Source organism: Escherichia sp. MOD1-EC4550 (assembly GCF_963876935.1).
GTDB lineage: Bacteria > Pseudomonadota > Gammaproteobacteria > Enterobacterales > Enterobacteriaceae > Escherichia > Escherichia coli_F.
Genome location: NZ_CAWNSE010000052.1, coordinates 1 through 21,283, shown reverse-complemented (window position 1 = coordinate 21,283; position 21,283 = coordinate 1). Strand labels below are relative to the sequence as shown.

The following is a 21,283-nucleotide window of genomic DNA, read 5'->3' as shown; positions in this document are numbered from 1 at the left end:
AGTTGTGCCCGTGTTGTATGTTATTTACGCTCAAGACAAAGCTGATAGCCTCGAAAAACGCCTTTCCGTTCGTCCGGCACATTTAGCACGTTTACAGTTACTGCATGATGAAGGTCGATTGTTGACCGCAGGTCCAATGCCAGCAGTAGACAGTAACGATCCAGGGGCTGCGGGATTTACTGGCTCAACCGTTATTGCTGAATTTGAATCGCTGGAAGCAGCTCAGGCCTGGGCCGATGCTGACCCGTACGTAGCGGCAGGAGTCTATGAACACGTTTCAGTGAAACCATTTAAGAAAGTGTTCTGAATAGAGATTCAATATTTAAGGGCACGGTTTTAGCAACCGTGTTCTAGTTTGGCCTTTCCTTATAGGTCGGTCAGTGCATTCACCCCCACAAGCAGATAATAACTTTATCTGTATTTCTTTATATGATGTGAGCATATTCAGGAAAAATGCCCTTTCCTGACGCAGAGTTGCTCACTCAAAACCTTTGATTACTTCAGATAAAGTCATCTACTATTGTTTAACACATTCACGTGCTGCATGTATGTTCAGAAAATGTGCACGTTGAGATAATTAAACAAAATTGTGGTTACAGAGGTATCAGTGAGTCACTGGACTACATTCAAACAAACAGCAACAAATTTATGGGTGACCCTACGGCACGACATTCTCGCGCTGGCCGTCTTTTTAAATGGATTGCTTATTTTTAAAACAATCTATGGTATGTCGGTCAATTTGCTTGATATTTTCCATATCAAAGCCTTTTCAGAGTTAGATCTCTCCTTGCTGGCAAATGCCCCACTCTTTATGCTCGGCGTCTTTCTTGTCCTGAACTCCATTGGCTTACTGTTCCGGGCAAAGCTCGCATGGGCAATCAGTATCATTTTGTTGTTGATAGCGCTAATTTACACCCTGCATTTTTATCCCTGGCTGAAATTTAGTATTGGATTTTGCATTTTTACGCTGGTGTTTTTGCTGATACTGCGCAAAGACTTCTCCCACAGTAGCGCTGCAGCCGGGACAATTTTCGCATTTATTAGTTTCACGACGTTACTGTTTTACTCCACCTACGGTGCGCTTTATTTAAGCGAAGGTTTTAATCCGCGAATAGAAAGTTTGATGACCGCGTTCTATTTTTCGATAGAAACCATGTCAACCGTCGGCTATGGCGATATTGTCCCTGTTTCTGAATCAGCACGATTATTCACTATTTCGGTCATTATTTCCGGCATTACCGTTTTTGCCACCTCCATGACTTCAATTTTTGGTCCGCTTATCCGCGGGGGATTCAACAAACTTGTAAAAGGAAAAAATCATACAATGCATCGTAAAGATCATTTTATTGTTTGCGGGCATTCGATTCTCGCCATCAATACGATTCTGCAACTGAATCAACGCGGACAAAATGTAACGGTTATCAGCAACTTGCCTGAAGATGATATCAAGCAACTTGAGCAACGCTTAGGTGATAACGCTGATGTTATCCCCGGTGACAGTAATGACAGTTCAGTATTAAAGAAAGCAGGAATCGATCGATGCCGGGCCATTCTGGCGCTGAGTGATAACGACGCAGATAACGCGTTTGTTGTGCTCTCGGCAAAAGATATGAGCAATGATGTCAAAACAGTTCTCGCCGTCAGTGATAGCAAAAACCTTAATAAGATTAAGATGGTACATCCGGATATTATTCTCTCGCCGCAACTGTTTGGCAGCGAAATTCTGGCGCGGGTCTTAAATGGTGAAGAGATTAATAATGATATGCTCGTTTCAATGTTGTTGAACTCCGGTCATGGCATTTTCAGCGATAACGATGAACAAGAAACGAAAACTGACAGCAAAGAATCGGCGCAAAAATAGAGTTTGAAGACGAAAGGGCAAACTTATTGGGCACCGCAATGGTGCCCAGAACATTTAGATATTGTAGATCGCAAACAATAACGAGTTACGCTGTTTGTTTAGAATGCACTTCCTGATGCTGTGGATACGCATATTTCGGCGCGACTGCCCCTCAAGCCAACGCGATTTACGTCGGCTAGCCTGACGCTGCATGCGCCAGCGCCCCACTTCCGTTCTACTCCGCTTCATGTTAACTACTCTATGCAATAACAGAATGGTCATTATACCCCCGCCCCCGATGCTGACCAGTGCTTTTCCCGCGTTTTTATTTGCCAGATGAATCCATATGCGTAAACTCATAACAATGCGCTTTCAAAAGGATTTCTAATCTATGACAACCGTTTATACGTTGGTGAGTTGGTTGGCCATTCTGGGATACTGGTTGCTCATTGCAGGCGTAACTTTACGCATTCTAATGAAACGACGCGCAGTTCCCTCCGCGATGGCCTGGCTGTTGATCATTTACATTCTGCCCTTAGTCGGAATTATTGCCTATCTTGCCGTTGGCGAGCTCCATTTAGGCAAACGCCGCGCTGAGCGCGCCAGAGCGATGTGGCCTTCCACCGCAAAATGGCTTAACGACCTTAAAGCCTGTAAGCATATCTTCGCCGAAGAAAACAGCAGTGTCGCAGCGCCATTATTCAAGCTCTGTGAACGTCGTCAGGGTATCGCTGGGGTTAAAGGGAATCAGCTACAACTGATGACCGAGTCAGATGATGTGATGCAGGCGTTAATCCGCGATATCCAACTCGCTCGCCATAATATTGAGATGGTGTTTTATATCTGGCAACCCGGCGGCATGGCGGACCAGGTGGCAGAATCATTAATGGCCGCTGCACGTCGTGGTATTCATTGCCGACTAATGCTCGACTCTGCCGGAAGTGTGGCTTTTTTCCGCAGCCCGTGGCCAGAGCTAATGCGTAATGCCGGCATTGAAGTGGTCGAAGCATTAAAGGTCAATCTGATGCGTGTGTTTTTACGCCGTATGGATCTGCGCCAACATCGCAAGATGATCATGATCGATAATTACATCGCGTACACCGGCAGCATGAATATGGTCGACCCTCGCTACTTCAAACAGGATGCGGGTGTAGGGCAATGGATTGATCTGATGGCGCGTATGGAAGGTCCGATCGCCACCGCGATGGGGATTATATATTCCTGCGACTGGGAGATTGAAACCGGGAAACGAATTCTGCCGCCACCACCAGATGTCAATATTATGCCGTTTGAGCAGGCCAGCGGTCACACCATTCACACAATTGCTTCTGGCCCCGGCTTTCCGGAAGATCTCATTCACCAGGCATTACTGACTGCGGCTTATTCGGCACGTGAATATTTGATCATGACAACGCCCTACTTTGTGCCCAGCGATGATTTACTTCATGCGATTTGCACGGCGGCGCAGCGCGGGGTGGATGTCAGTATTATCCTTCCGCGAAAAAATGATTCAATGCTGGTTGGCTGGGCCAGTCGCGCGTTCTTTACGGAACTGCTGGCTGCTGGGGTTAAAATTTATCAGTTTGAAGGCGGGTTATTGCATACCAAGAGCGTGCTGGTCGATGGCGAATTAAGTCTGGTTGGTACCGTTAACCTTGATATGCGTAGTCTGTGGCTGAATTTCGAGATTACCCTGGCAATCGACGATAAAGGGTTTGGTGCTGACCTCGCCGCCGTTCAGGACGATTATATTTCGCGTTCTCGTCTGCTCGATGCCCGTTTATGGCTAAAACGCCCATTATGGCAACGTGTCGCCGAGCGACTGTTTTACTTCTTCAGCCCGTTGCTGTAAAACGTCGCCAACAGAGGTTAAACAGGTAGTGACTATGGATATGGATCTAAACAATCGCCTGACTGAAGATGAAACGCTTGAGCAGGCCTACGATATTTTTCTCGAACTGGCTGCCGACAATCTCGATCCAGCGGATGTTCTGCTGTTCAATCTTCAGTTTGAAGAGCGCGGCGGCGCGGAGTTATTCGATCCGGCAGAAGACTGGCAGGAACATGTTGATTTCGATTTGAACCCGGACTTTTTTGCCGAAGTGGTGATTGGTCTGGCGGACAGTGAAGATGGTGAAATCAACGATGTTTTCGCCCGCATTCTGTTATGCCGCGAAAAAGATCACAAACTGTGCCATATCATCTGGCGGGAATAAATAATCGCTTTCGGCGTGAAAAAGGGCTGACAATTGTCAGCCCTTATTTTGTTTAAAGCGGATCGACTTTCAGGCAAGACACGGCGTGTCTGAAACTCCCCTCCAGCACAGGACGTGTTTTGGCACACTCTGGACCGGCAATCGGGCAACGGGTACGGAAAACACAACCGGAAGGCGGGTTGATCGGCGACGGTAATTCCCCTTCCAGTAACTGGATAGTTTTGTTCTTCTCCAGATCCGGATCAGGTATGGGGACTGCCGACATCAATGCCCTGGTGTAAGGATGTAGCGGATTGTGGTAGACCTCATCATAGGTCCCCAGTTCTACCGCATGGCCGAGATACATCACCAGCACACGATCGGAAATGTGTTTTACCACGGCCAGGTCGTGAGCGATAAAAATTAATGACAATCCCATCTCGCGTTGCAGCTGCTGGAGCAGGTTGACCACCTGCGCCTGAATTGACACGTCCAGCGCCGACACCGGCTCATCACAGATAATCAGCTTCGGTTCAAGAATAAGAGCACGAGCAATCCCGATACGCTGGCACTGCCCACCAGAGAACTCATGCGGATAGCGGTTAATCAGGTTAGGCAATAACCCGACTTTCAGCATCATCGCCTTCACGCGCTCGCGAACTTCCTGGCGTGACATTTTCGGATGATAAGTACGCAGTGGTTCAGCGATGATCTCGCCGATGGTCATACGCGGGTTAAGCGATGCCAATGGATCCTGGAAAATCATCTGAATATCACTGCGAACGGCACGCCATTCATCGGGCTTCATGCCCAGCAACTCTTTACCTAACCAGGCAACATGACCGTCGGTCGCTTTAACCAGGCCAATGATGGCGCGAGCAAAGGTGGACTTACCGCATCCCGACTCCCCTACCACACCTAATGTTTCCCCTTCATACAGGCGAAGAGTTACACCATCTACGGCTTTGAGCGTTTTCGGCGGTTGCCAGAACCACTGTTTGCCATCTTTGATTTCAAAGTGCACTTTCAGATCGGCGATTTCGAGGAGGACTTTTCTTCCTTCGGTTACAGCATTCATAACAGTTCCTCCACCGGTTTAAAGCAAGCACGCAGACGGCCAGGTGTAAACTCTTCCAGCGGCGGTGCGCTACTACAAATTTCCATCGCATGCGGACAACGTGGCTGGAACGGGCAACCTTTCGGTAATCGCAACAGGTTTGGCGGATTACCCGGGATGGTCAACATTGTTTCACCTTCCGCATCGAGACGCGGCACCGCGTTGAGTAAACCGATAGAATAAGGATGAACGGGTTGATAAAAGACATCGCGCGCGTTGCCATATTCCATCGTGCGCCCGGCGTACATTACCAGCACTTTGTCGCAGATCCCTGCCACCACGCCAAGATCGTGGGTGATCATAATGATGGCGGTATTAAATTCCCGCTTCAGTTCATTCAATAGCGTCATGATCTGCGCCTGTACGGTGACGTCCAGCGCAGTAGTGGGTTCATCAGCAATCAGCAGCTTAGGTCGACATAGCAATGCCATCGCAATCATGACTCTTTGACGCATGCCGCCAGAAAATTCATGCGGAAACATCTTCATGCGTTTACGCGCTTCCGGCATTTTTACCGCATCGAGCATCCGCACCGACTCTTCAAACGCCTCAGATTTGCTCATGTTCTTATGCAACATCAGCACTTCCATCAACTGCTCACCGACGCGCATATAGGGATTCAACGAAGTCATCGGATCCTGAAAAATCATTGAGATTTGTTCAGCACGCAGTTTATTGAGTTCACGCTCTGGCAAATTGAGGATTTCACGCCCATTGAAGGTTGCCGATCCGCCAATACGTCCGTTGGCAGCCAGCAGGCCCATCAACGCAAATGCAGTTTGCGATTTACCCGAACCAGACTCACCTACAATGCCCAGCGTTTCCCCGGCACGTAGAGAAAAATTCAAATCATTGACCGCCGTGACGTCGCCATCCGGGGTACTAAAGGTGACACGCAAATCTTTCACGTTCAGCAGTGCGTCAGCCTGTTGTTGTGCGAGCGGCACAGTTGCAGTTTCAATTACGCTCATGGCTGCACTCCTTAACGATCTTTCGGGTCGAGGGCATCACGCAAGCCATCGCCGATAAAGTTGAAACAAAACAGCGTCACCACGAGGAATCCCGCTGGGAACAACAGTAACCATGGAGAGACTTCCATCGAGTTCGCGCCATCGCTCAGCAATGCGCCCCAGCTGCTTAACGGCTCTTGCGTCCCCAACCCCAGGAAGCTAAGGAAAGATTCAAAGAGGATCATGCTGGGCACCAGTAGCGATGCGTAGACCACCACCACACCGAGTACGTTCGGTACAATGTGGCGAATAACAATGCCTGGCGTCGATACACCGCCAACTTGTGCCGCCTCAATAAACTCTTTACGCTTCAGACTCAGGGTTTGCCCACGCACAATACGAGCCATATCCAGCCAGGAAACCATGCCAATCGCCACGAAAATCAGCAGGATGTTTTGACCGAAAAAGGTCACCAGCAAAATGACGAAGAACATGAATGGGAAGGAGTTGAGGATTTCCAGCAGACGCATCATTACCGAATCCACTTTACCGCCCAGATAACCGGAAAGCGAACCATAAAGTGTCCCCACGACCACTGCCACCAGTGCCGCAGCAACACCGACCATGAGTGAGATACGCCCGCCAATCGCAACACGCACAAGCAGGTCGCGACCGGATGAGTCAGTACCAAAGTAGTGACCGGACTCCATATCTGGGGCGCTGGACATCATCGCCCAGTCAGTATCGTCATAGGCAAACTGCGAAAGCATCGGTGCCAGGATTACAAATAACGCGATTAGCACCAGCACTATCAGACTGGCAACCGCCGCACGGTTATGCATAAAACGTCGACGTGCGTCCTGCCACAAGCTGCGCCCTTCGACCTCCAGCTTTTCACTGAAATTTTCCAGCGTCTCGCTGTTTTTCTTACTTAACATCATCGCGAGCTCCAGTATCAGTAACGGATTTTCGGGTCGATAACCGCATATAGCACATCGACAATGGCATTAAACAAAATGGTTAACGCGCCAACCAGAATGGTCAGACTTAACACTAAGGAATAGTCACGATTCAATGCGCCATTAACGAACAATTGCCCAATCCCCGGTAAACCATAAATGGTTTCGATGACCATAGAACCGGTAATAATGCCGACAAATGCAGGGCCCATATAGGAGAGCACGGGTAACAGAGCAGGTTTTAATGCGTGGCGTAAAATGATCCGCCGCATAGGTAACCCTTTCGCCCGGGCAGTACGAATAAAGTTGGAGTGTAATACTTCAATCATAGAGCCACGGGTAATACGCGCAATACTGGCGATATAGGCGAGTGACAACGCCACCATTGGCAGTATCATGAATTTAAGCGCACCACCATTCCAGCCACCGCCCGGCAGCCAATGCAAAATGATCGCAAATATCATGACTAATAATGGTGCAACCACAAAACTGGGGATAACAACCCCGGTCATTGCCAGCCCCATCACGGTATAGTCCCATTTGGTGTTTTGTTTTAATGCGGCAATAACGCCAGCACTAACACCCAGTATTACCGCAAGGAAAAATGCTGCGGCTCCCAGTTTGGCAGAAACGGGAAAACTGGATGCAACCAGGTCGTTGACCGAATAATCTTTATATTTAAACGATGGACCGAAATCGCCATGCGCCAGTTGTTTCAGGTAGCTGAAATACTGTGTCATGATCGGATCATTAAGATGATATTTCGCTTCGATATTGGCCATCACTTCTGGCGGTAAAGTACGTTCGCCGGTAAAAGGGCTTCCCGGCGCGAGGCGCATCATGAAGAACGAAATAGTAATAAGAATAAATAGCGTCGGAATCGCTTCCAGACAGCGACGTAGAATAAATTTTAACATTGCCCTACCTTCTGGCCTGTGCCTTCTGTAATGCGATAAAAATCAGACACCGTGGAGCAGGACACTCCTGCCCCACGTATTGCCATTAGTGCTTCACAATGTACATATTCCGGGTGTAGGTATTATCCAGCGGATCTTTGCCGGTATAGCCACCAACCCACGGTTTCACCAGACGCGCATTCACGTAGTAATAAACAGGAACAATGGCCGAATCCTTATCCAGCTGTTGTTCTGCTTTAGTGTACAGAGCTGTGCGCTGCGCCTCGTCAGTCGCTTTCAGCGTTTCCGCCATAATGCTGTCAAAGGCCGGGCTCTTATAATGCGCGGTATTCATCGAGCTGTTCGACAGCATGGTGTTCAGGAAGGAGGTTGGTTCGTTGTAGTCTGCGCACCAGCCTGCACGGGCCACATCAAAAGTGCCCTGGTGACGGGTGTCGAGGAACGTTTTCCACTCCTGGTTAACCAGTTTGACGTTTACACCAATGTTTTTCTTCCACAATGAAGAGGCAGCAATCGCCAGCTTTTTATGCAGATCGGAGGTGTTATACAACAGGTTGATGGTCAACGGTTTGTCTGCGGTATAACCCGCTTCAGCCAGCAGTTTTTTCGCTTCTTCGTTACGTTTTTCCTGGCTCCAGCCAAACCATTCCGGCTGAGTCAATTTTGCGCCATCAGTATACGGTGGAGTGTAACCATAGGCGGGCATGTCGCCCTGCGCTTTCACTTTATTAACAATGATATCGCGGTCCATACCCAGTTTCAGTGCGGTACGCACACGTACATCGTTGAATGGCGGTTTCTGGTTGTTAATTTCGTAATAATAAGTGCACAGGTATGGATCAACGTGAACTTCGTCCGGGATCTCTTTTTTCAGCTTCTGGAACAATTCGATCGGCATGTTGTTATAAGTCATGTCGATTTCACCACTACGGTAGCGGTTGACATCGGTAACTTCAGAAGCAATAGGCAAATAGGTTACCTGGTTAATAACGGTTTTCGCGTTGTTCCAGTAGGTTGGGCTGCGTTCAAGAACGATTCGTTCGTTTACGACCCAATCTTTTAAGGTATAGGCACCGTTGGTGATGATATTACCAGGCTGGGTCCATTTTTCGCCGAATTTCTCGATAGCGGCTTTTGGCACCGGTGAAGTTGATGGGTGAACAAGTAATTTATAGAAGTACGGAACAGGTTCACTTAAGGTGACTTCTAATGTGTGATCATCAATAGCTTTCACGCCGAGATCGGTAATCGGTTTTTTCCCTTCAAGAATTTCATCAATACCGGCGATATGCCCATATTGCAGATAACTGGCATACGGAGAAGCGGTGTTTGGATCAACAGAACGTTGCCAGCTATACACAAAGTCTTGTGCTGTGACTGGCGTGCCATCAGACCATTTCGCATCTTTACGCAAATGGAAGGTCCAGACTTTCGCGTCTTTATTATCCCAGGATTCAGCGACGCCAGGAGCCGGATGACCGTCAAGATCGCTGACCAGTAAGCCTTCAAACAGGTCTCGGCTGATATTAGACTCCGGAACACCTTCAATTTTGTGCGGATCTAATGACTGAACTTCTGAACCATTGTTACGTACCAGCGTTTGTTTTTCCGCCAGTGTGACGCCTGCGGGTACATCAGCTGCCAGCGCGACATTCCCTGCCATAAGCGCAGCCAGAACGCCAGCTGCTACTAAACTTCTCTTGGTGATGTTGGTCATTGTTTTTTGGACTCCCTCATTATAATTACTGGTATTAACCAGCATGTGTAATCCCGGATTGGGACCCTGCACAGGCTCGGAGACTTTCTGCTGTCAGGTTACTTTATCGTTACGGATTGCTATCACCGACTTTATTTATTCTGGTGATTCAGACGATCACCTTATGTCGATTCGTACTGTGTCTCCCCTGTCGAGACACATTATTCTTTTGCGACGCTCTTTAATTGTTAATTATTCTCATTACCAATAAAAATCGCCTGGCGGTTGGTCGGAAAGTACCAAATGCGCTTCTTACTCGCCAATACATTTTGCAAAATTGTTAAGCAATTCTCTTTTATTGACAGTGTCAGAATCTACAGCGCGCGTCCATGCTTTAACAAACATCTTTCAATTCAATCAAATAGAGAACTGTTAAGCATGTCTATCTTTTCTAGCTATAGATTAAGCCGTGAAATACACAATAATTTAACAAATGATTATTATTTAGCACTTTCCTCTACCAAAGGCAGTGGAATTACTAATATCATTTCAATTATTCTTCAGCAAGCCCAGGATTATGATGTGGCGAAAATAACATGATGGTGAGGCGAAGCAGTTAAGGAAATCCTTATAACTAACTGTAATTTCAGAGGAATATTCTTACCTATTCCTTTTGCTTTTGATAACTGCGCGGGAACAAAGTAAAAATAATGACGAAAAAACGGAGCATGTCAGCTCCGTTTCATTTGAAAGGAATTAATTAAGCAGGCCGGGGAAAATCCCCTTAATACCAGTAACGATAAATTCAATCCCCAACGCCATCAGCAATAGCCCCATAATACGCGTAATCACGTTGATGCCGGTCTGGCGTAAAACCCGTACCAGCCACGGTGCCATGCGGAACAATCCCCAGCAGCATAAAGCAAACAATGCAATAGCCACAAAGAAACCAAATAGATAGCTAATACTGTGATAACGCGTACCCCAGACGATGGTGGAACTAATCGCCCCTGGCCCCGCCATCAACGGCAACGCCAATGGCACTACACCAATGCTTTCACGTACCGCGGTTTCTGATTTTTCTTGCTTGTTCTGTTTATCCTCGCCGAGCTTGCCGCTGATCATCGACATCGCAATCGTCACCACCAGGATGCCACCGGCGATACGGAACGAATCAATTGATATACCAAAAAGCTGTAGAATCGTGTCGCCGAGAAAAAGCGAGATCCACAAGATAATGGCCACAGACAAGTTGGCTGTAAGGTTCGTTTTGTTTCGCGCTGCCGCTGTCTGATAACTGGTCATGCTGATAAAGACGGGAATAATCCCAACCGGGTTGACCAGCGCAAATAACCCGATGAAAAATTTGAAGTAAACGGGAAAATCAAAAAGGGTCTGAATCACGGTTAGCTCCGAAGCAAAAGCCGGATAATGTTAGCCATAAAAAGGTTAAAAAGACGCGCTGACAATACGCCTTTTAACCGCATTTTTCACCTCCTAACTACTTAAAATTGCTATCATTCGTTATTGTTATCTAGTTGTACAAAACATGCTAATGTAACCAACAAACCATACTACAATTTATTAACTGTTAGCTATAATGGCGAAAAGCGATGCTGAAAGGTGTCAGCTTCGCAAAAATTTGATTTGGATCACGTAATCAGTACCCAGAAGTGAGTAATCTTGCTTACGCCACCTGGAAGTGACGCATTAGAGATAAATAGCTCTAATGTTTAAACTCTTTTAGTAAATCACAGTGAGTGTGAGCGCGAGTAAGCTTTTGATTTTCATCGGTTAAGCAAATCATCACCGCACTGACTATACTCTCGTATTCGAGCAGATGATTTACTAAAAAAGTTTAACATTATCAGGAGAGCATTATGGCTGTTACTAATGTCGCTGAACTTAACGCACTCGTAGAGCGTGTAAAAAAAGCCCAGCGTGAATATGCCAGTTTCACTCAAGAGCAAGTAGACAAAATCTTCCGCGCCGCCGCCCTGGCAGCTGCAGATGCTCGAATCCCACTCGCGAAAATGGCCGTTGCCGAATCCGGCATGGGTATCGTCGAAGATAAAGTAATCAAAAACCACTTTGCTTCTGAATATATCTACAACGCCTATAAAGATGAAAAAACCTGTGGTGTTCTGTCTGAAGACGACACTTTTGGTACCATCACTATCGCTGAACCAATCGGTATTATTTGCGGTATCGTTCCGACTACTAACCCGACTTCAACGGCTATCTTCAAATCGCTGATCAGCTTGAAGACCCGTAACGCCATTATCTTCTCCCCGCACCCGCGTGCTAAAGATGCAACCAACAAAGCTGCAGATATTGTTCTGCAGGCTGCTATCGCTGCTGGTGCGCCGAAAGACCTGATTGGCTGGATCGATCAACCTTCTGTTGAACTGTCTAACGCGCTGATGCACCACCCAGACATCAACCTGATCCTCGCGACCGGTGGTCCGGGTATGGTTAAAGCCGCATACAGCTCCGGTAAACCAGCTATCGGCGTAGGCGCGGGTAACACTCCAGTCGTTATCGATGAAACTGCTGATATCAAACGTGCAGTTGCATCTGTACTGATGTCTAAAACCTTCGACAACGGCGTAATCTGTGCTTCTGAACAATCTGTTGTTGTAGTTGACTCTGTTTATGACGCGGTACGTGAGCGTTTCGCTACCCACGGCGGTTACATACTGCAGGGCAAAGAGCTGAAAGCAGTTCAGGACGTTATCCTGAAAAACGGCGCACTGAACGCAGCTATCGTTGGTCAGCCAGCCTATAAAATTGCTGAACTGGCAGGCTTCTCTGTACCAGAAAATACCAAGATTCTGATCGGTGAAGTGACCGTTGTTGATGAAAGCGAACCGTTCGCACATGAAAAACTGTCCCCGACTCTGGCAATGTACCGTGCTAAAGATTTCGAAGACGCGGTAGAAAAAGCAGAGAAACTGGTTGCTATGGGCGGCATCGGTCATACCTCTTGCCTGTACACTGACCAGGATAACCAACCGGCTCGCGTTGCCTACTTCGGTCAGAAAATGAAAACGGCCCGTATTCTGATCAACACCCCGGCGTCTCAGGGTGGTATCGGTGACCTGTATAACTTCAAACTCGCACCTTCCCTGACTCTGGGTTGTGGTTCCTGGGGTGGTAACTCCATCTCTGAAAACGTTGGTCCGAAACACCTGATCAACAAGAAAACCGTTGCTAAGCGAGCTGAAAACATGTTGTGGCACAAACTTCCGAAATCTATCTACTTCCGCCGTGGCTCTCTGCCAATCGCGCTGGATGAAGTGATTACTGATGGCCACAAACGTGCGCTCATCGTGACTGACCGCTTCCTGTTCAACAATGGTTATGCTGATCAGATCACTTCCGTACTGAAAGCAGCAGGCGTTGAAACTGAAGTCTTCTTCGAAGTAGAAGCTGACCCGACCCTGAGCATCGTTCGTAAAGGTGCAGAACTGGCAAACTCCTTCAAACCAGACGTGATTATCGCGCTGGGTGGTGGTTCCCCGATGGACGCCGCGAAGATCATGTGGGTCATGTACGAACATCCGGAAACTCACTTCGAAGAACTGGCGCTGCGCTTTATGGATATCCGTAAACGTATCTACAAGTTCCCGAAAATGGGCGTGAAAGCGAAAATGATCGCTGTCACCACCACTTCTGGTACAGGTTCTGAAGTCACTCCGTTTGCGGTTGTAACTGACGACGCTACTGGTCAGAAATATCCGCTGGCAGACTATGCGCTGACCCCGGATATGGCGATTGTCGATGCCAACCTGGTTATGGACATGCCGAAGTCCCTGTGTGCTTTCGGTGGTCTGGACGCAGTAACTCACGCCATGGAAGCTTATGTTTCTGTACTGGCATCTGAGTTCTCTGATGGTCAGGCACTGCAGGCACTGAAACTGCTGAAAGAATATCTGCCAGCGTCCTACCACGAAGGATCTAAAAATCCGGTAGCGCGTGAACGTGTTCACAGTGCAGCAACTATCGCGGGTATCGCGTTTGCGAACGCCTTCCTGGGTGTATGTCACTCAATGGCGCACAAACTGGGTTCCCAGTTCCATATTCCGCACGGTCTGGCAAACGCCCTGCTGATTTGTAACGTTATTCGCTACAACGCGAATGACAACCCGACCAAGCAGACTGCATTCAGCCAGTATGACCGTCCGCAGGCTCGCCGTCGTTATGCTGAAATTGCTGACCACCTGGGTCTGAGCGCACCGGGCGACCGTACTGCTGCTAAGATCGAGAAACTGCTGGCATGGCTGGAAACGCTGAAAGCTGAACTGGGTATTCCGAAATCTATCCGTGAAGCTGGCGTTCAGGAAGCAGACTTCCTGGCGAATGTGGATAAACTGTCTGAAGATGCATTCGATGACCAGTGCACCGGCGCTAACCCGCGTTACCCACTGATCTCCGAGCTGAAACAGATTCTGCTGGATACCTACTACGGTCGTGATTATGTAGAAGGTGAAACTGCAGCGAAAAAAGAAGCCGCTCCGGCTAAAGCTGAGAAAAAAGCGAAGAAATCCGCTTAATAAGTAGCGCTGTCTGGCAACATAAACGGTCCCTTCTGGGGCCGTTTTTTTGTTTTACCCAAAACAACTTTCCCATAAACCGACAGCATTTGCCTTCATCATATTTACGGCGATGTATAACGCCTACACACAGCGATATTGTACTTTACAGGTCACAAGTCAACGTCACTGTAAAAGCGATCTGTGAGGGGTATAGTGGCGTTAAAGAACTGTCGAGAAGGGTATATACACCGGATGAAGTGCGTAAAATGAACTGACAGGATAAAAGCGCCCTGCTCACCCTGTCAGTAAAGAAATTCTTATTAATCGTGGCGATGCCTTTCCTGAATAGCCGTTAATGAGCCGACTTCTAACGCCTCTTTATAGTGTTTGCGGCATACAGAAACGTAGCGTTCATTACCACCAATAACCACCTGCTCACCTTCGTTATAAGGTCTGCCTGCTTGATCAAGACGCAGCACCATGCTTGCTTTACGGCCACAAAAACAGATGGTTTTTAATTCAACCAGTTTGTCGGACCATGCCAGTAAGTATTGGCTGCCAATAAATAATTCACCTCGAAAATCGGTACGTAAACCATAACAAAGTACGGGTATATCGAGTTGATCTACAACCTCCGATAATTCATATACTTGTTGTCTGGTTAAAAACTGGCATTCATCAACCAGTACGCAATGAATTGCCTGCTGTTCATGTTCCGCACGAATCTCATCAAATAATGATGAATTTTGGTTAAATAATTTTGCAGGCGATGACAAACCTATACGCGAGCTGACTTTCCCGGCACCAAAGCGATCATCAATTTCTGCCGTATATACGACAGTGCGCATGCCGCGTTCCTGGTAATTGTATGAAGATTGCAACAATGCTGTAGACTTACCCGCATTCATTGCGGAATAGTAGAAATATAGCTGTGCCATCAGCCACAGGCCCTCAATGATATGAATTAAAGTTGGCTGGAGTTTATCATAATTCGTCAGTTTTTCAGCTCAACAGTATGCATAGAAGTGGTATATGCGTTCTCCCTTACGAAGCCTTGCATAATCCTTCTGAGCTATCATTACAACTGCCTCGCTTGTTATAAGCGGGTAAATGACTGCTGGTAACTATTCACAATCTTTAACCTGTTGCGCAAGTAATAGCCCTCTGTTGACCTCCTGGAGATAGTGCAATACTAAGTCCCTGCTCTTATTGCGACTGTTCTACTTTTCATCATTCGCTTAATAGGGAATTCACGTAAACACGACTAATACAGAAGACTGAAAGGTCGTCAGCCTACGATAATCTCCCCATAAAATGTGACATGAATCAGGAAGTTTTAACCTCATGTGCTGCGAAATCATCGGCGCAAATAGGGCTATATGCCGCGTCTTTTCTGGCTAATTTTATGAAAAGATATTTATTGGCGGCACAAAATAAAGAACAATTTTGAATTCCTTACATTCCTGGCTATTGCACAACTGAATTTAAGGCTCTATTATTACCTCAACAAACCACCCCAATATAAGTTTGAGATTACTACAATGAGCGAAGCACTTAAAATTCTGAACAACATCCGTACTCTTCGTGCGCAGGCAAGAGAATGTACACTTGAAACGCTGGAAGAAATGCTGGAAAAATTAGAAGTTGTTGTTAACGAACGTCGCGAAGAAGAAAGCGCGGCTGCTGCTGAAGTTGAAGAGCGCACTCGTAAACTGCAACAATATCGCGAAATGCTGATCGCTGACGGTATTGACCCGAACGAACTGCTGAATAGCCTTGCTGCCGTTAAATCTGGCACCAAAGCTAAACGCGCTCAGCGTCCGGCAAAATACAGCTACGTTGACGAAAACGGCGAAACTAAAACCTGGACTGGCCAGGGTCGTACTCCAGCTGTAATCAAAAAAGCAATGGATGAGCAAGGTAAATCCCTCGACGATTTCCTGATCAAGCAATAATCTTTTGTAGATGACACTTGCTTAAAATCCCGCCATTGGCGGGATTTTTTATTGTCCGGTTTAAGACAATTTAATAAGAATAAGCTATAAAAAAACGGCGTCGATTGCTCAACGCCGTTTCGTGGATAACACCGATACGGAAGTTACTTCTTAATGCCCATCTCTTCTTCAAGCCAGGCTTTAAATTCCGTGCCAAGGGTGTTATGACGAATACCGTATTCAACGAAGGCCTGCATGTAACCTAATTTATTACCGCAGTCATGGCTCTTCCCTTTCATATGATAGGCTTCCACCGTTTCTTTTTCGATCAGCATATCAATTGCGTCGGTGAGCTGAATTTCATCACCAGCACCCGGAGGGGTTTTTGCCAGCAACGGCCAAATATCCGCGCTAAGAACGTAACGACCCACAATAGCGAGATTAGACGGCGCAACATCCGCTTTTGGTTTTTCAACCACGCCAACCATCGGTACGCTTTCACCCGGCGCTAATTCAACGCCTTTGCAATCCACAACGCCATATGCGGTCACATCAGCAACCGGTTCAACCATGATCTGGCTATGACCCGTTTCATCAAAGCGGCGGATCATCTCTGCCAGGTTATCCTGTGACAAATCGGATTCATATTCATCCAGAATAACGTCAGGCAAAATAACAGCCACAGGTTCATCACCCACTACCGGGTGAGCACACAATACCGCGTGTCCCAGGCCTTTCGCCAGCCCCTGACGAACTTGCATAATAGTCACGTGCGGCGGACAAATAGACTGCACTTCATCAAGCAGTTGACGTTTTACACGTTTTTCCAGCATTGCTTCCAGTTCAAAACTGGTATCAAAGTGGTTTTCAATAGAGTTTTTAGATGAGTGAGTAACCAGCACAATTTCAGTAATGCCAGCCGCAATACATTCATTCACGACGTATTGAATTAATGGCTTATCGACAAGTGGCAGCATCTCTTTCGGGATGGCTTTCGTCGCCGGCAACATCCTGGTTCCTAATCCCGCAACGGGGATAACGGCTTTTTTGACTTTCGTATTAATGGCAGCCATTTAAATTCTCCTGGACTGTTCGTGTTTTGAACGTGTTCATATTTCTGTATCGCATCCCAGTATATCAGCACCCCGAAGGGGCTAAGTTCTGAAAAGGAGGCGAGTTAGCATAATTAAGACAATTACTTATACGAATGGCGACGATAGTACCACCAGCCGACATTAGCAGGTAATGCAAATTTAGCCCGCGTTATCGTTTGCTCATTCTGCAGACAACATCAAGCGAAGCCGACCACCGGTTCCCCATATTTGGCATTGCCAGGCATCGCATCGCTGGCTCAATTGATTCAAATAAGCGTTACCTAAAGTGCCTAACGGAACACCATTACTGATTTGCACCTGGTGTTCGCCAGTATTTAACGTCGCATTCAGACCCGCAGAAACCAGAATGAGATTTTTCAGTTCGCGATGATAATAGCCAACTAATAGCGGAAACTGCCCCGGCAGATTGGCCTGACGGAGTAAATGGTTTACCTGCTTCAATAACGCGCCCAACTCTGGCAACCGTTGATTTTGATGTGCAAGCTGTTCCTGTAATAATCCGTTAAACAATGCGCGTAATAACAAGGCAGCAAGTACGCCATTATGTCCAGCTCTGGTGACATCAAGGCAATAAAATGCAAGATCGTTTTCCGAAAGTGCGGCAATATCAAGCACCAGGCCGGGTTTGTCCGCGGCAACCAATTGACGATAATTAACCCGGCAATGGGAAATCACCTGCTGAACCGGCGGTTGCAATTCCTGTAATAATTTCGCCGCTGCGGCAGGGTTATCAACCATTGCATCCCAGTCGCGAAAAAGCCTCTCCTCTTCCTCAACGCGGGAATTAAACATGCTGGGATAGAGACAGGCAAAAACCATCTCGCGCAAGCGATTCAGATCTTTAACTGGTTTCAGCAAAACATCTTCAACGCCCAGACGTAACGCTTTGGCAATATCTGCCATATTTTCAGTGGCAGATATCACCAGAACCGGTGTCTGGTCACCTCTGTTGCGTATATGTTCCAGCAGTTTAAGCCCGTTCATTCGTGGCATCGCGATATCACATATCATCAGGTCTGGAGTGAAACCTCCCAGCAACTCAAGGGCATCCACCCCATCAGCCGCCAGTACCGTTGTCGCTCCCAATGAGGAAAACCACGAATCCAGAAGCGAGCGAAATACCTGCTCATCTTCAACAATGAGAATCTGTTTTCCGACCAATGGCTGCGTCATGTTCTCTCCCCTGACTGGCTTTACTCAATAGTGGCATGCTATTGCCACCTGCGCCTGTCAGAATTAACTTAAGTGTAGATAAAAATTCTGGTCAAATGTTGGTGCGTACCAACGGCAAAAGTTCGTCCATTTTCTTTTCCACTGCCAGCTGCCCAGCCGCAATGGCAGCGTGCGCGCGATGGAAATCAAGCGTAGATATTTGCGGGCAAACAGGTTGAATCAGAATATCGGGCGGATCACCTGCCATGCGGTTCCTTTTAAGGCGGTTCTCCAGCACCTGGATAGAAGTGGTCATAATCTCTGTTGCCGTTGGCGCTGTCACCGCCCGACGTGTCGTTATGCTGCCCAACCTTTCTTTCAGACGCGCATGCCACGGCAGAGAATCACCATTCTCGCTATTTTCTTCACTGACATTAAAGGAGAGCAGATCTTGTTGCATCAAATGAGCATCGTGCTGCAGGTCGACCGCTATCACAATATCAGCACCCAATGCACGCGTGAGCGAAATAGGAATTGGGTTAACTACTGCCCCATCAACCAGCCAGTAGCCGTTATGCGCAACGGGTGCCATTAGTCCTGGAATACTGCATGATGCACGAATAGCAAGATGGAGATCGCCTTCAGTAAACCATAATTCGCGCCCAGTACTTAAATTGGTGGCAACAGCCGCGAAGCGACGGGAACAATTTTCGATCTCTGTTTCCGGCATTATTTCGCGATATTGATTGAAGACACGCTCGCCGCGCAGTAACCCACCGCGCTGCCAGGAGAGATCCATCAGGCGTAAAACATCCCAATAACTGAAAGAGGTTACCCAATCTTCCAGCGCAGATAATCGATCGCATGCATAGGCCGCGCCCACCAGCGAACCAATTGAGCATCCTGCAACGATATCAATTTCAATACCCACTTTTTTTAGCGCATTAATAACGCCAATATGCGACCAACCTCTCGCCGCGCCAGATCCCAGCGCCAGCCCTATTTTTATCTTTATCATTATTCCCGCAAGATTCCCCTGGAATGCAATCGTAGCAACATCGCTACTGCTCGGTTAACATAGTGCTACTCAGGCGGTTAATACGCCGTTATTGTTTCCAGGGAGATTATTTGTGTCTCAGCTTTGTCCCTGTGGTAGTGCTGTCGAGTATAGCCTATGTTGCCACCCTTATGTGTCTGGTGAAAAGGTTGCACCTGATCCAGAACATCTCATGCGTTCGCGTTACTGCGCTTTTGTGATGCAAGACGCAGATTATTTAATAAAGACCTGGCATCCATCTTGTGGAGCGGCGGCGTTACGTGCCGAATTGATTGCCGGATTTGCGCATACTGAATGGTTGGGATTGACCGTATTTGAACATTGTTGGCAGGACGGCGACAATATCGGATTTGTCAGTTTTGTTGCTCGATTTACCGAAGGTGGCAAAACAGGTGCAATAATTGAACGTTCGCGATTTTTGAAAGAAAACGGTCAATGGTACTATATTGACGGTACACGTCCGCAGTTTGGCCGCAACGATCCCTGCCCTTGTGGTTCAGGTAAAAAATTTAAAAAGTGCTGCGGCCAATAATGGTTGACGGTACGGTTTAGCAAACACTCTCAACAAGGTTTTTCCAGCAATGCATTCACTCCAACGTAAAGTTCTGCGTACTATTTGTCCGGACCAAAAAGGTCTGATCGCACGTATTACCAATATTTGCTACAAGCACGAGTTAAATATCGTGCAGAACAATGAATTTGTTGATCACCGTACCGGGCGCTTTTTTATGCGCACGGAACTGGAAGGAATTTTTAATGATTCCACCCTGCTGGCGGATCTCGACAGCGCATTGCCAGAAGGCTCCGTACGTGAGCTGAATCCTGCCGGTCGTCGCCGGATAGTGATTCTGGTCACTAAAGAGGCGCATTGCCTTGGCGATTTGTTGATGAAAGCCAATTACGGCGGCCTGGATGTCGAAATCGCGGCAGTTATTGGTAACCACGATACTTTACGTTCTCTGGTTGAGCGTTTTGATATTCCGTTTGAGCTGGTAAGTCATGAAGGATTAAGTCGCAACGAGCACGATCAAAAGATGGCGGATGCCATTGATGCTTATCAGCCTGACTACGTGGTGCTGGCGAAGTATATGCGGGTATTAACGCCAGAATTTGTGGCACGCTTCCCGAATAAGATCATCAATATTCACCATTCATTCCTGCCAGCGTTTATCGGCGCACGTCCTTATCACCAGGCCTATGAACGTGGCGTGAAGATTATTGGCGCAACCGCTCACTATGTGAATGACAATCTGGACGAAGGTCCAATCATCATGCAGGACGTTATTCATGTCGATCATACCTACACAGCTGAAGATATGATGCGCGCAGGTCGTGACGTCGAGAAAAACGTCTTAAGTCGCGCACTCTACAAAGTACTGGCGCAGCGCGTCTTTGTTTACGGTAATCGGACGATTATTCTTTAATCGCCAGCAAAATAGAACTGGTTGCCTTTAATCCGTTACGGATGAAAATTACGCAACCAGTTCATTTTTCTCAACGTAACCCTTTACAGCGGCGTGTCATTTGATATGATGCGCCCCGCTTCCCCACAAGGGAGCAGGCCAGTAAAAAGCATTACCCCGTGGTGGGGTTCCCGAGCGGCCAAAGGGAGCAGACTGTAAATCTGCCGTCATCGACTTCGAAGGTTCGAATCCTTCCCCCACCACCATCTCAAGCATTACATCAAAATTTGAATTATCCCTGGTGGGGTTCCCGAGCGGCCAAAGGGAGCAGACTGTAAATCTGCCGTCATCGACTTCGAAGGTTCGAATCCTTCCCCCACCACCATCACTTTCAAAAACCCCTGTATTCT

At 47.5% G+C, this 21,283-nt stretch carries 20 protein-coding genes and 2 tRNA genes; 11 read left to right on the top strand and 11 right to left on the bottom strand.

Translation table 11 applies throughout. The features are described 5' to 3' along the window. The first annotated feature begins 10 nt into the window (after window positions 1-10). On the top strand, window positions 11-307 hold the full coding sequence (locus AACU19_RS21260; RefSeq protein ID WP_000967595.1) for a YciI family protein: 297 nt from the start codon (window positions 11-13) through the stop codon (window positions 305-307). Between the two features lie 300 nt (window positions 308-607). Then, on the top strand, window positions 608-1,861 hold the full coding sequence (gene kch, locus AACU19_RS21255; protein WP_105278503.1) for a voltage-gated potassium channel protein: 1,254 nt from the start codon (window positions 608-610) through the stop codon (window positions 1,859-1,861). A 54-nt stretch (window positions 1,862-1,915) separates the two neighbouring features. Here kch and AACU19_RS21250 read toward each other — a convergent pair whose 3' ends face one another. Then, entirely contained in the window at window positions 1,916-2,089 is a 174-nt protein-coding gene (locus tag AACU19_RS21250) for a YciY family protein (protein WP_001309467.1), read from the bottom strand. 142 nt (window positions 2,090-2,231) lie between these two features. On the opposite strand from AACU19_RS21250, the gene cls reads away from it, so the two are divergent. Together cls and AACU19_RS21240 are read left to right on the top strand one after the other, a co-directional pair. Then, window positions 2,232-3,692 carry a cardiolipin synthase gene (cls, locus tag AACU19_RS21245; protein WP_000214516.1) on the top strand — a complete coding sequence of 487 codons (1,461 nt, stop codon included), beginning with the start codon at window positions 2,232-2,234 and terminating at the stop codon, window positions 3,690-3,692. A 34-nt stretch (window positions 3,693-3,726) separates the two neighbouring features. Continuing rightward, window positions 3,727-4,056 carry an HI1450 family dsDNA-mimic protein gene (locus AACU19_RS21240; RefSeq protein ID WP_000366959.1) on the top strand — a complete coding sequence of 110 codons (330 nt, stop codon included), beginning with the start codon at window positions 3,727-3,729 and terminating at the stop codon, window positions 4,054-4,056. 52 nt (window positions 4,057-4,108) lie between these two features. Here AACU19_RS21240 and oppF read toward each other — a convergent pair whose 3' ends face one another. From oppF to oppA, 5 genes are all read right to left on the bottom strand, one after another. After that, window positions 4,109-5,113, bottom strand: a complete 1,005-nt coding sequence (oppF, locus tag AACU19_RS21235; protein ID WP_000994905.1) for a murein tripeptide/oligopeptide ABC transporter ATP-binding protein OppF — start codon at window positions 5,111-5,113, stop codon at window positions 4,109-4,111. Further along, on the bottom strand, window positions 5,110-6,123 hold the full coding sequence (gene oppD / locus AACU19_RS21230; RefSeq protein ID WP_032184011.1) for a murein tripeptide/oligopeptide ABC transporter ATP-binding protein OppD: 1,014 nt from the start codon (window positions 6,121-6,123) through the stop codon (window positions 5,110-5,112). The genes oppF and oppD overlap by 4 nt, the downstream gene beginning before the upstream one ends. A gap of 11 nt (window positions 6,124-6,134) precedes the next feature. Then, entirely contained in the window at window positions 6,135-7,043 is a 909-nt protein-coding gene (oppC, locus tag AACU19_RS21225) for an oligopeptide ABC transporter permease OppC (RefSeq protein WP_000979659.1), read from the bottom strand. 14 nt (window positions 7,044-7,057) lie between these two features. Then, a complete protein-coding gene (oppB, locus tag AACU19_RS21220) occupies window positions 7,058-7,978 on the bottom strand; it encodes an oligopeptide ABC transporter permease OppB (protein ID WP_000911112.1) in 921 nt (306 codons plus the stop codon). A gap of 85 nt (window positions 7,979-8,063) precedes the next feature. After that, complete coding sequence (gene oppA, locus AACU19_RS21215; RefSeq protein ID WP_001317786.1) at window positions 8,064-9,695, bottom strand: oligopeptide ABC transporter substrate-binding protein OppA; 1,632 nt, start codon at window positions 9,693-9,695, stop codon at window positions 8,064-8,066. Window positions 9,696-10,112: 417 nt separating this feature from the next. On the opposite strand from oppA, the gene AACU19_RS21210 reads away from it, so the two are divergent. Then, window positions 10,113-10,274, top strand: a complete 162-nt coding sequence (locus tag AACU19_RS21210; protein ID WP_157945113.1) for a hypothetical protein — start codon at window positions 10,113-10,115, stop codon at window positions 10,272-10,274. Between the two features lie 156 nt (window positions 10,275-10,430). On the opposite strand, the gene ychE is transcribed toward AACU19_RS21210, so the two are convergent. Then, on the bottom strand, window positions 10,431-11,078 hold the full coding sequence (ychE, locus tag AACU19_RS21205; RefSeq protein WP_000616773.1) for an NAAT family transporter YchE: 648 nt from the start codon (window positions 11,076-11,078) through the stop codon (window positions 10,431-10,433). 476 nt (window positions 11,079-11,554) lie between these two features. Here ychE and adhE point away from each other — a divergent pair, with 476 nt between their 5' ends. After that, on the top strand, window positions 11,555-14,230 hold the full coding sequence (gene adhE / locus AACU19_RS21200; RefSeq protein WP_000301634.1) for a bifunctional acetaldehyde-CoA/alcohol dehydrogenase: 2,676 nt from the start codon (window positions 11,555-11,557) through the stop codon (window positions 14,228-14,230). A gap of 302 nt (window positions 14,231-14,532) precedes the next feature. Here the strand turns inward: adhE and tdk are convergent, their stop codons facing one another. Further along, the gene (tdk, locus tag AACU19_RS21195) at window positions 14,533-15,150 is read right to left on the bottom strand and encodes a thymidine kinase (protein WP_000068076.1); all 618 of its coding nucleotides are present in this window, start codon (window positions 15,148-15,150) and stop codon (window positions 14,533-14,535) included. Window positions 15,151-15,753: 603 nt separating this feature from the next. Here tdk and hns point away from each other — a divergent pair. Next, the gene (gene hns / locus AACU19_RS21190; protein ID WP_001287378.1) at window positions 15,754-16,167 is read left to right on the top strand and encodes a histone-like nucleoid-structuring protein H-NS; all 414 of its coding nucleotides are present in this window, start codon (window positions 15,754-15,756) and stop codon (window positions 16,165-16,167) included. A 143-nt stretch (window positions 16,168-16,310) separates the two neighbouring features. Here the strand turns inward: hns and galU are convergent, their stop codons facing one another. The 3 genes from galU to rssA form a co-directional block, all read right to left on the bottom strand. After that, window positions 16,311-17,219 carry a UTP--glucose-1-phosphate uridylyltransferase GalU gene (galU, locus tag AACU19_RS21185; protein ID WP_000718995.1) on the bottom strand — a complete coding sequence of 303 codons (909 nt, stop codon included), beginning with the start codon at window positions 17,217-17,219 and terminating at the stop codon, window positions 16,311-16,313. A 201-nt stretch (window positions 17,220-17,420) separates the two neighbouring features. Beyond that, window positions 17,421-18,434, bottom strand: coding sequence for a two-component system response regulator RssB (rssB, locus tag AACU19_RS21180; RefSeq protein WP_000193447.1), 1,014 nt, complete (start codon window positions 18,432-18,434; stop codon window positions 17,421-17,423). 91 nt (window positions 18,435-18,525) lie between these two features. Further along, window positions 18,526-19,431, bottom strand: a complete 906-nt coding sequence (gene rssA / locus AACU19_RS21175) for a patatin-like phospholipase RssA (protein ID WP_105278501.1) — start codon at window positions 19,429-19,431, stop codon at window positions 18,526-18,528. Between the two features lie 112 nt (window positions 19,432-19,543). Here rssA and AACU19_RS21170 point away from each other — a divergent pair, with 112 nt between their 5' ends. From AACU19_RS21170 to AACU19_RS21155, 4 genes are all read left to right on the top strand, one after another. Beyond that, window positions 19,544-20,002 carry a YchJ family protein gene (locus tag AACU19_RS21170; protein ID WP_001602321.1) on the top strand — a complete coding sequence of 153 codons (459 nt, stop codon included), beginning with the start codon at window positions 19,544-19,546 and terminating at the stop codon, window positions 20,000-20,002. A gap of 49 nt (window positions 20,003-20,051) precedes the next feature. Continuing rightward, entirely contained in the window at window positions 20,052-20,894 is an 843-nt protein-coding gene (purU, locus tag AACU19_RS21165) for a formyltetrahydrofolate deformylase (RefSeq protein WP_000555849.1), read from the top strand. Window positions 20,895-21,054: 160 nt separating this feature from the next. After that, window positions 21,055-21,139 (top strand) — tRNA-Tyr (locus AACU19_RS21160). A gap of 34 nt (window positions 21,140-21,173) precedes the next feature. Continuing rightward, window positions 21,174-21,258 (top strand) — tRNA-Tyr (locus tag AACU19_RS21155). The last annotated feature ends 25 nt before the right edge of the window (window positions 21,259-21,283 follow it).

Coding starts and splice junctions, on each gene's coding strand:
- AACU19_RS21250 (WP_001309467.1), bottom strand. CDS start 2,089: ATGAAGCGGAGTAGAACGGAAGTGGGGCGCTGGCGCATGCAGCGTCAG.
- cls (WP_000214516.1), top strand. CDS start 2,232: ATGACAACCGTTTATACGTTGGTGAGTTGGTTGGCCATTCTGGGATAC.
- AACU19_RS21240 (WP_000366959.1), top strand. CDS start 3,727: ATGGATATGGATCTAAACAATCGCCTGACTGAAGATGAAACGCTTGAG.
- oppF (WP_000994905.1), bottom strand. CDS start 5,113: ATGAATGCTGTAACCGAAGGAAGAAAAGTCCTCCTCGAAATCGCCGAT.
- oppD (WP_032184011.1), bottom strand. CDS start 6,123: ATGAGCGTAATTGAAACTGCAACTGTGCCGCTCGCACAACAACAGGCT.
- oppC (WP_000979659.1), bottom strand. CDS start 7,043: ATGATGTTAAGTAAGAAAAACAGCGAGACGCTGGAAAATTTCAGTGAA.
- oppB (WP_000911112.1), bottom strand. CDS start 7,978: ATGTTAAAATTTATTCTACGTCGCTGTCTGGAAGCGATTCCGACGCTA.
- oppA (WP_001317786.1), bottom strand. CDS start 9,695: ATGACCAACATCACCAAGAGAAGTTTAGTAGCAGCTGGCGTTCTGGCT.
- AACU19_RS21210 (WP_157945113.1), top strand. CDS start 10,113: ATGTCTATCTTTTCTAGCTATAGATTAAGCCGTGAAATACACAATAAT.
- adhE (WP_000301634.1), top strand. CDS start 11,555: ATGGCTGTTACTAATGTCGCTGAACTTAACGCACTCGTAGAGCGTGTA.
- tdk (WP_000068076.1), bottom strand. CDS start 15,150: ATGGCACAGCTATATTTCTACTATTCCGCAATGAATGCGGGTAAGTCT.
- hns (WP_001287378.1), top strand. CDS start 15,754: ATGAGCGAAGCACTTAAAATTCTGAACAACATCCGTACTCTTCGTGCG.
- galU (WP_000718995.1), bottom strand. CDS start 17,219: ATGGCTGCCATTAATACGAAAGTCAAAAAAGCCGTTATCCCCGTTGCG.
- rssB (WP_000193447.1), bottom strand. CDS start 18,434: ATGACGCAGCCATTGGTCGGAAAACAGATTCTCATTGTTGAAGATGAG.
- rssA (WP_105278501.1), bottom strand. CDS start 19,431: ATGATAAAGATAAAAATAGGGCTGGCGCTGGGATCTGGCGCGGCGAGA.
- purU (WP_000555849.1), top strand. CDS start 20,052: ATGCATTCACTCCAACGTAAAGTTCTGCGTACTATTTGTCCGGACCAA.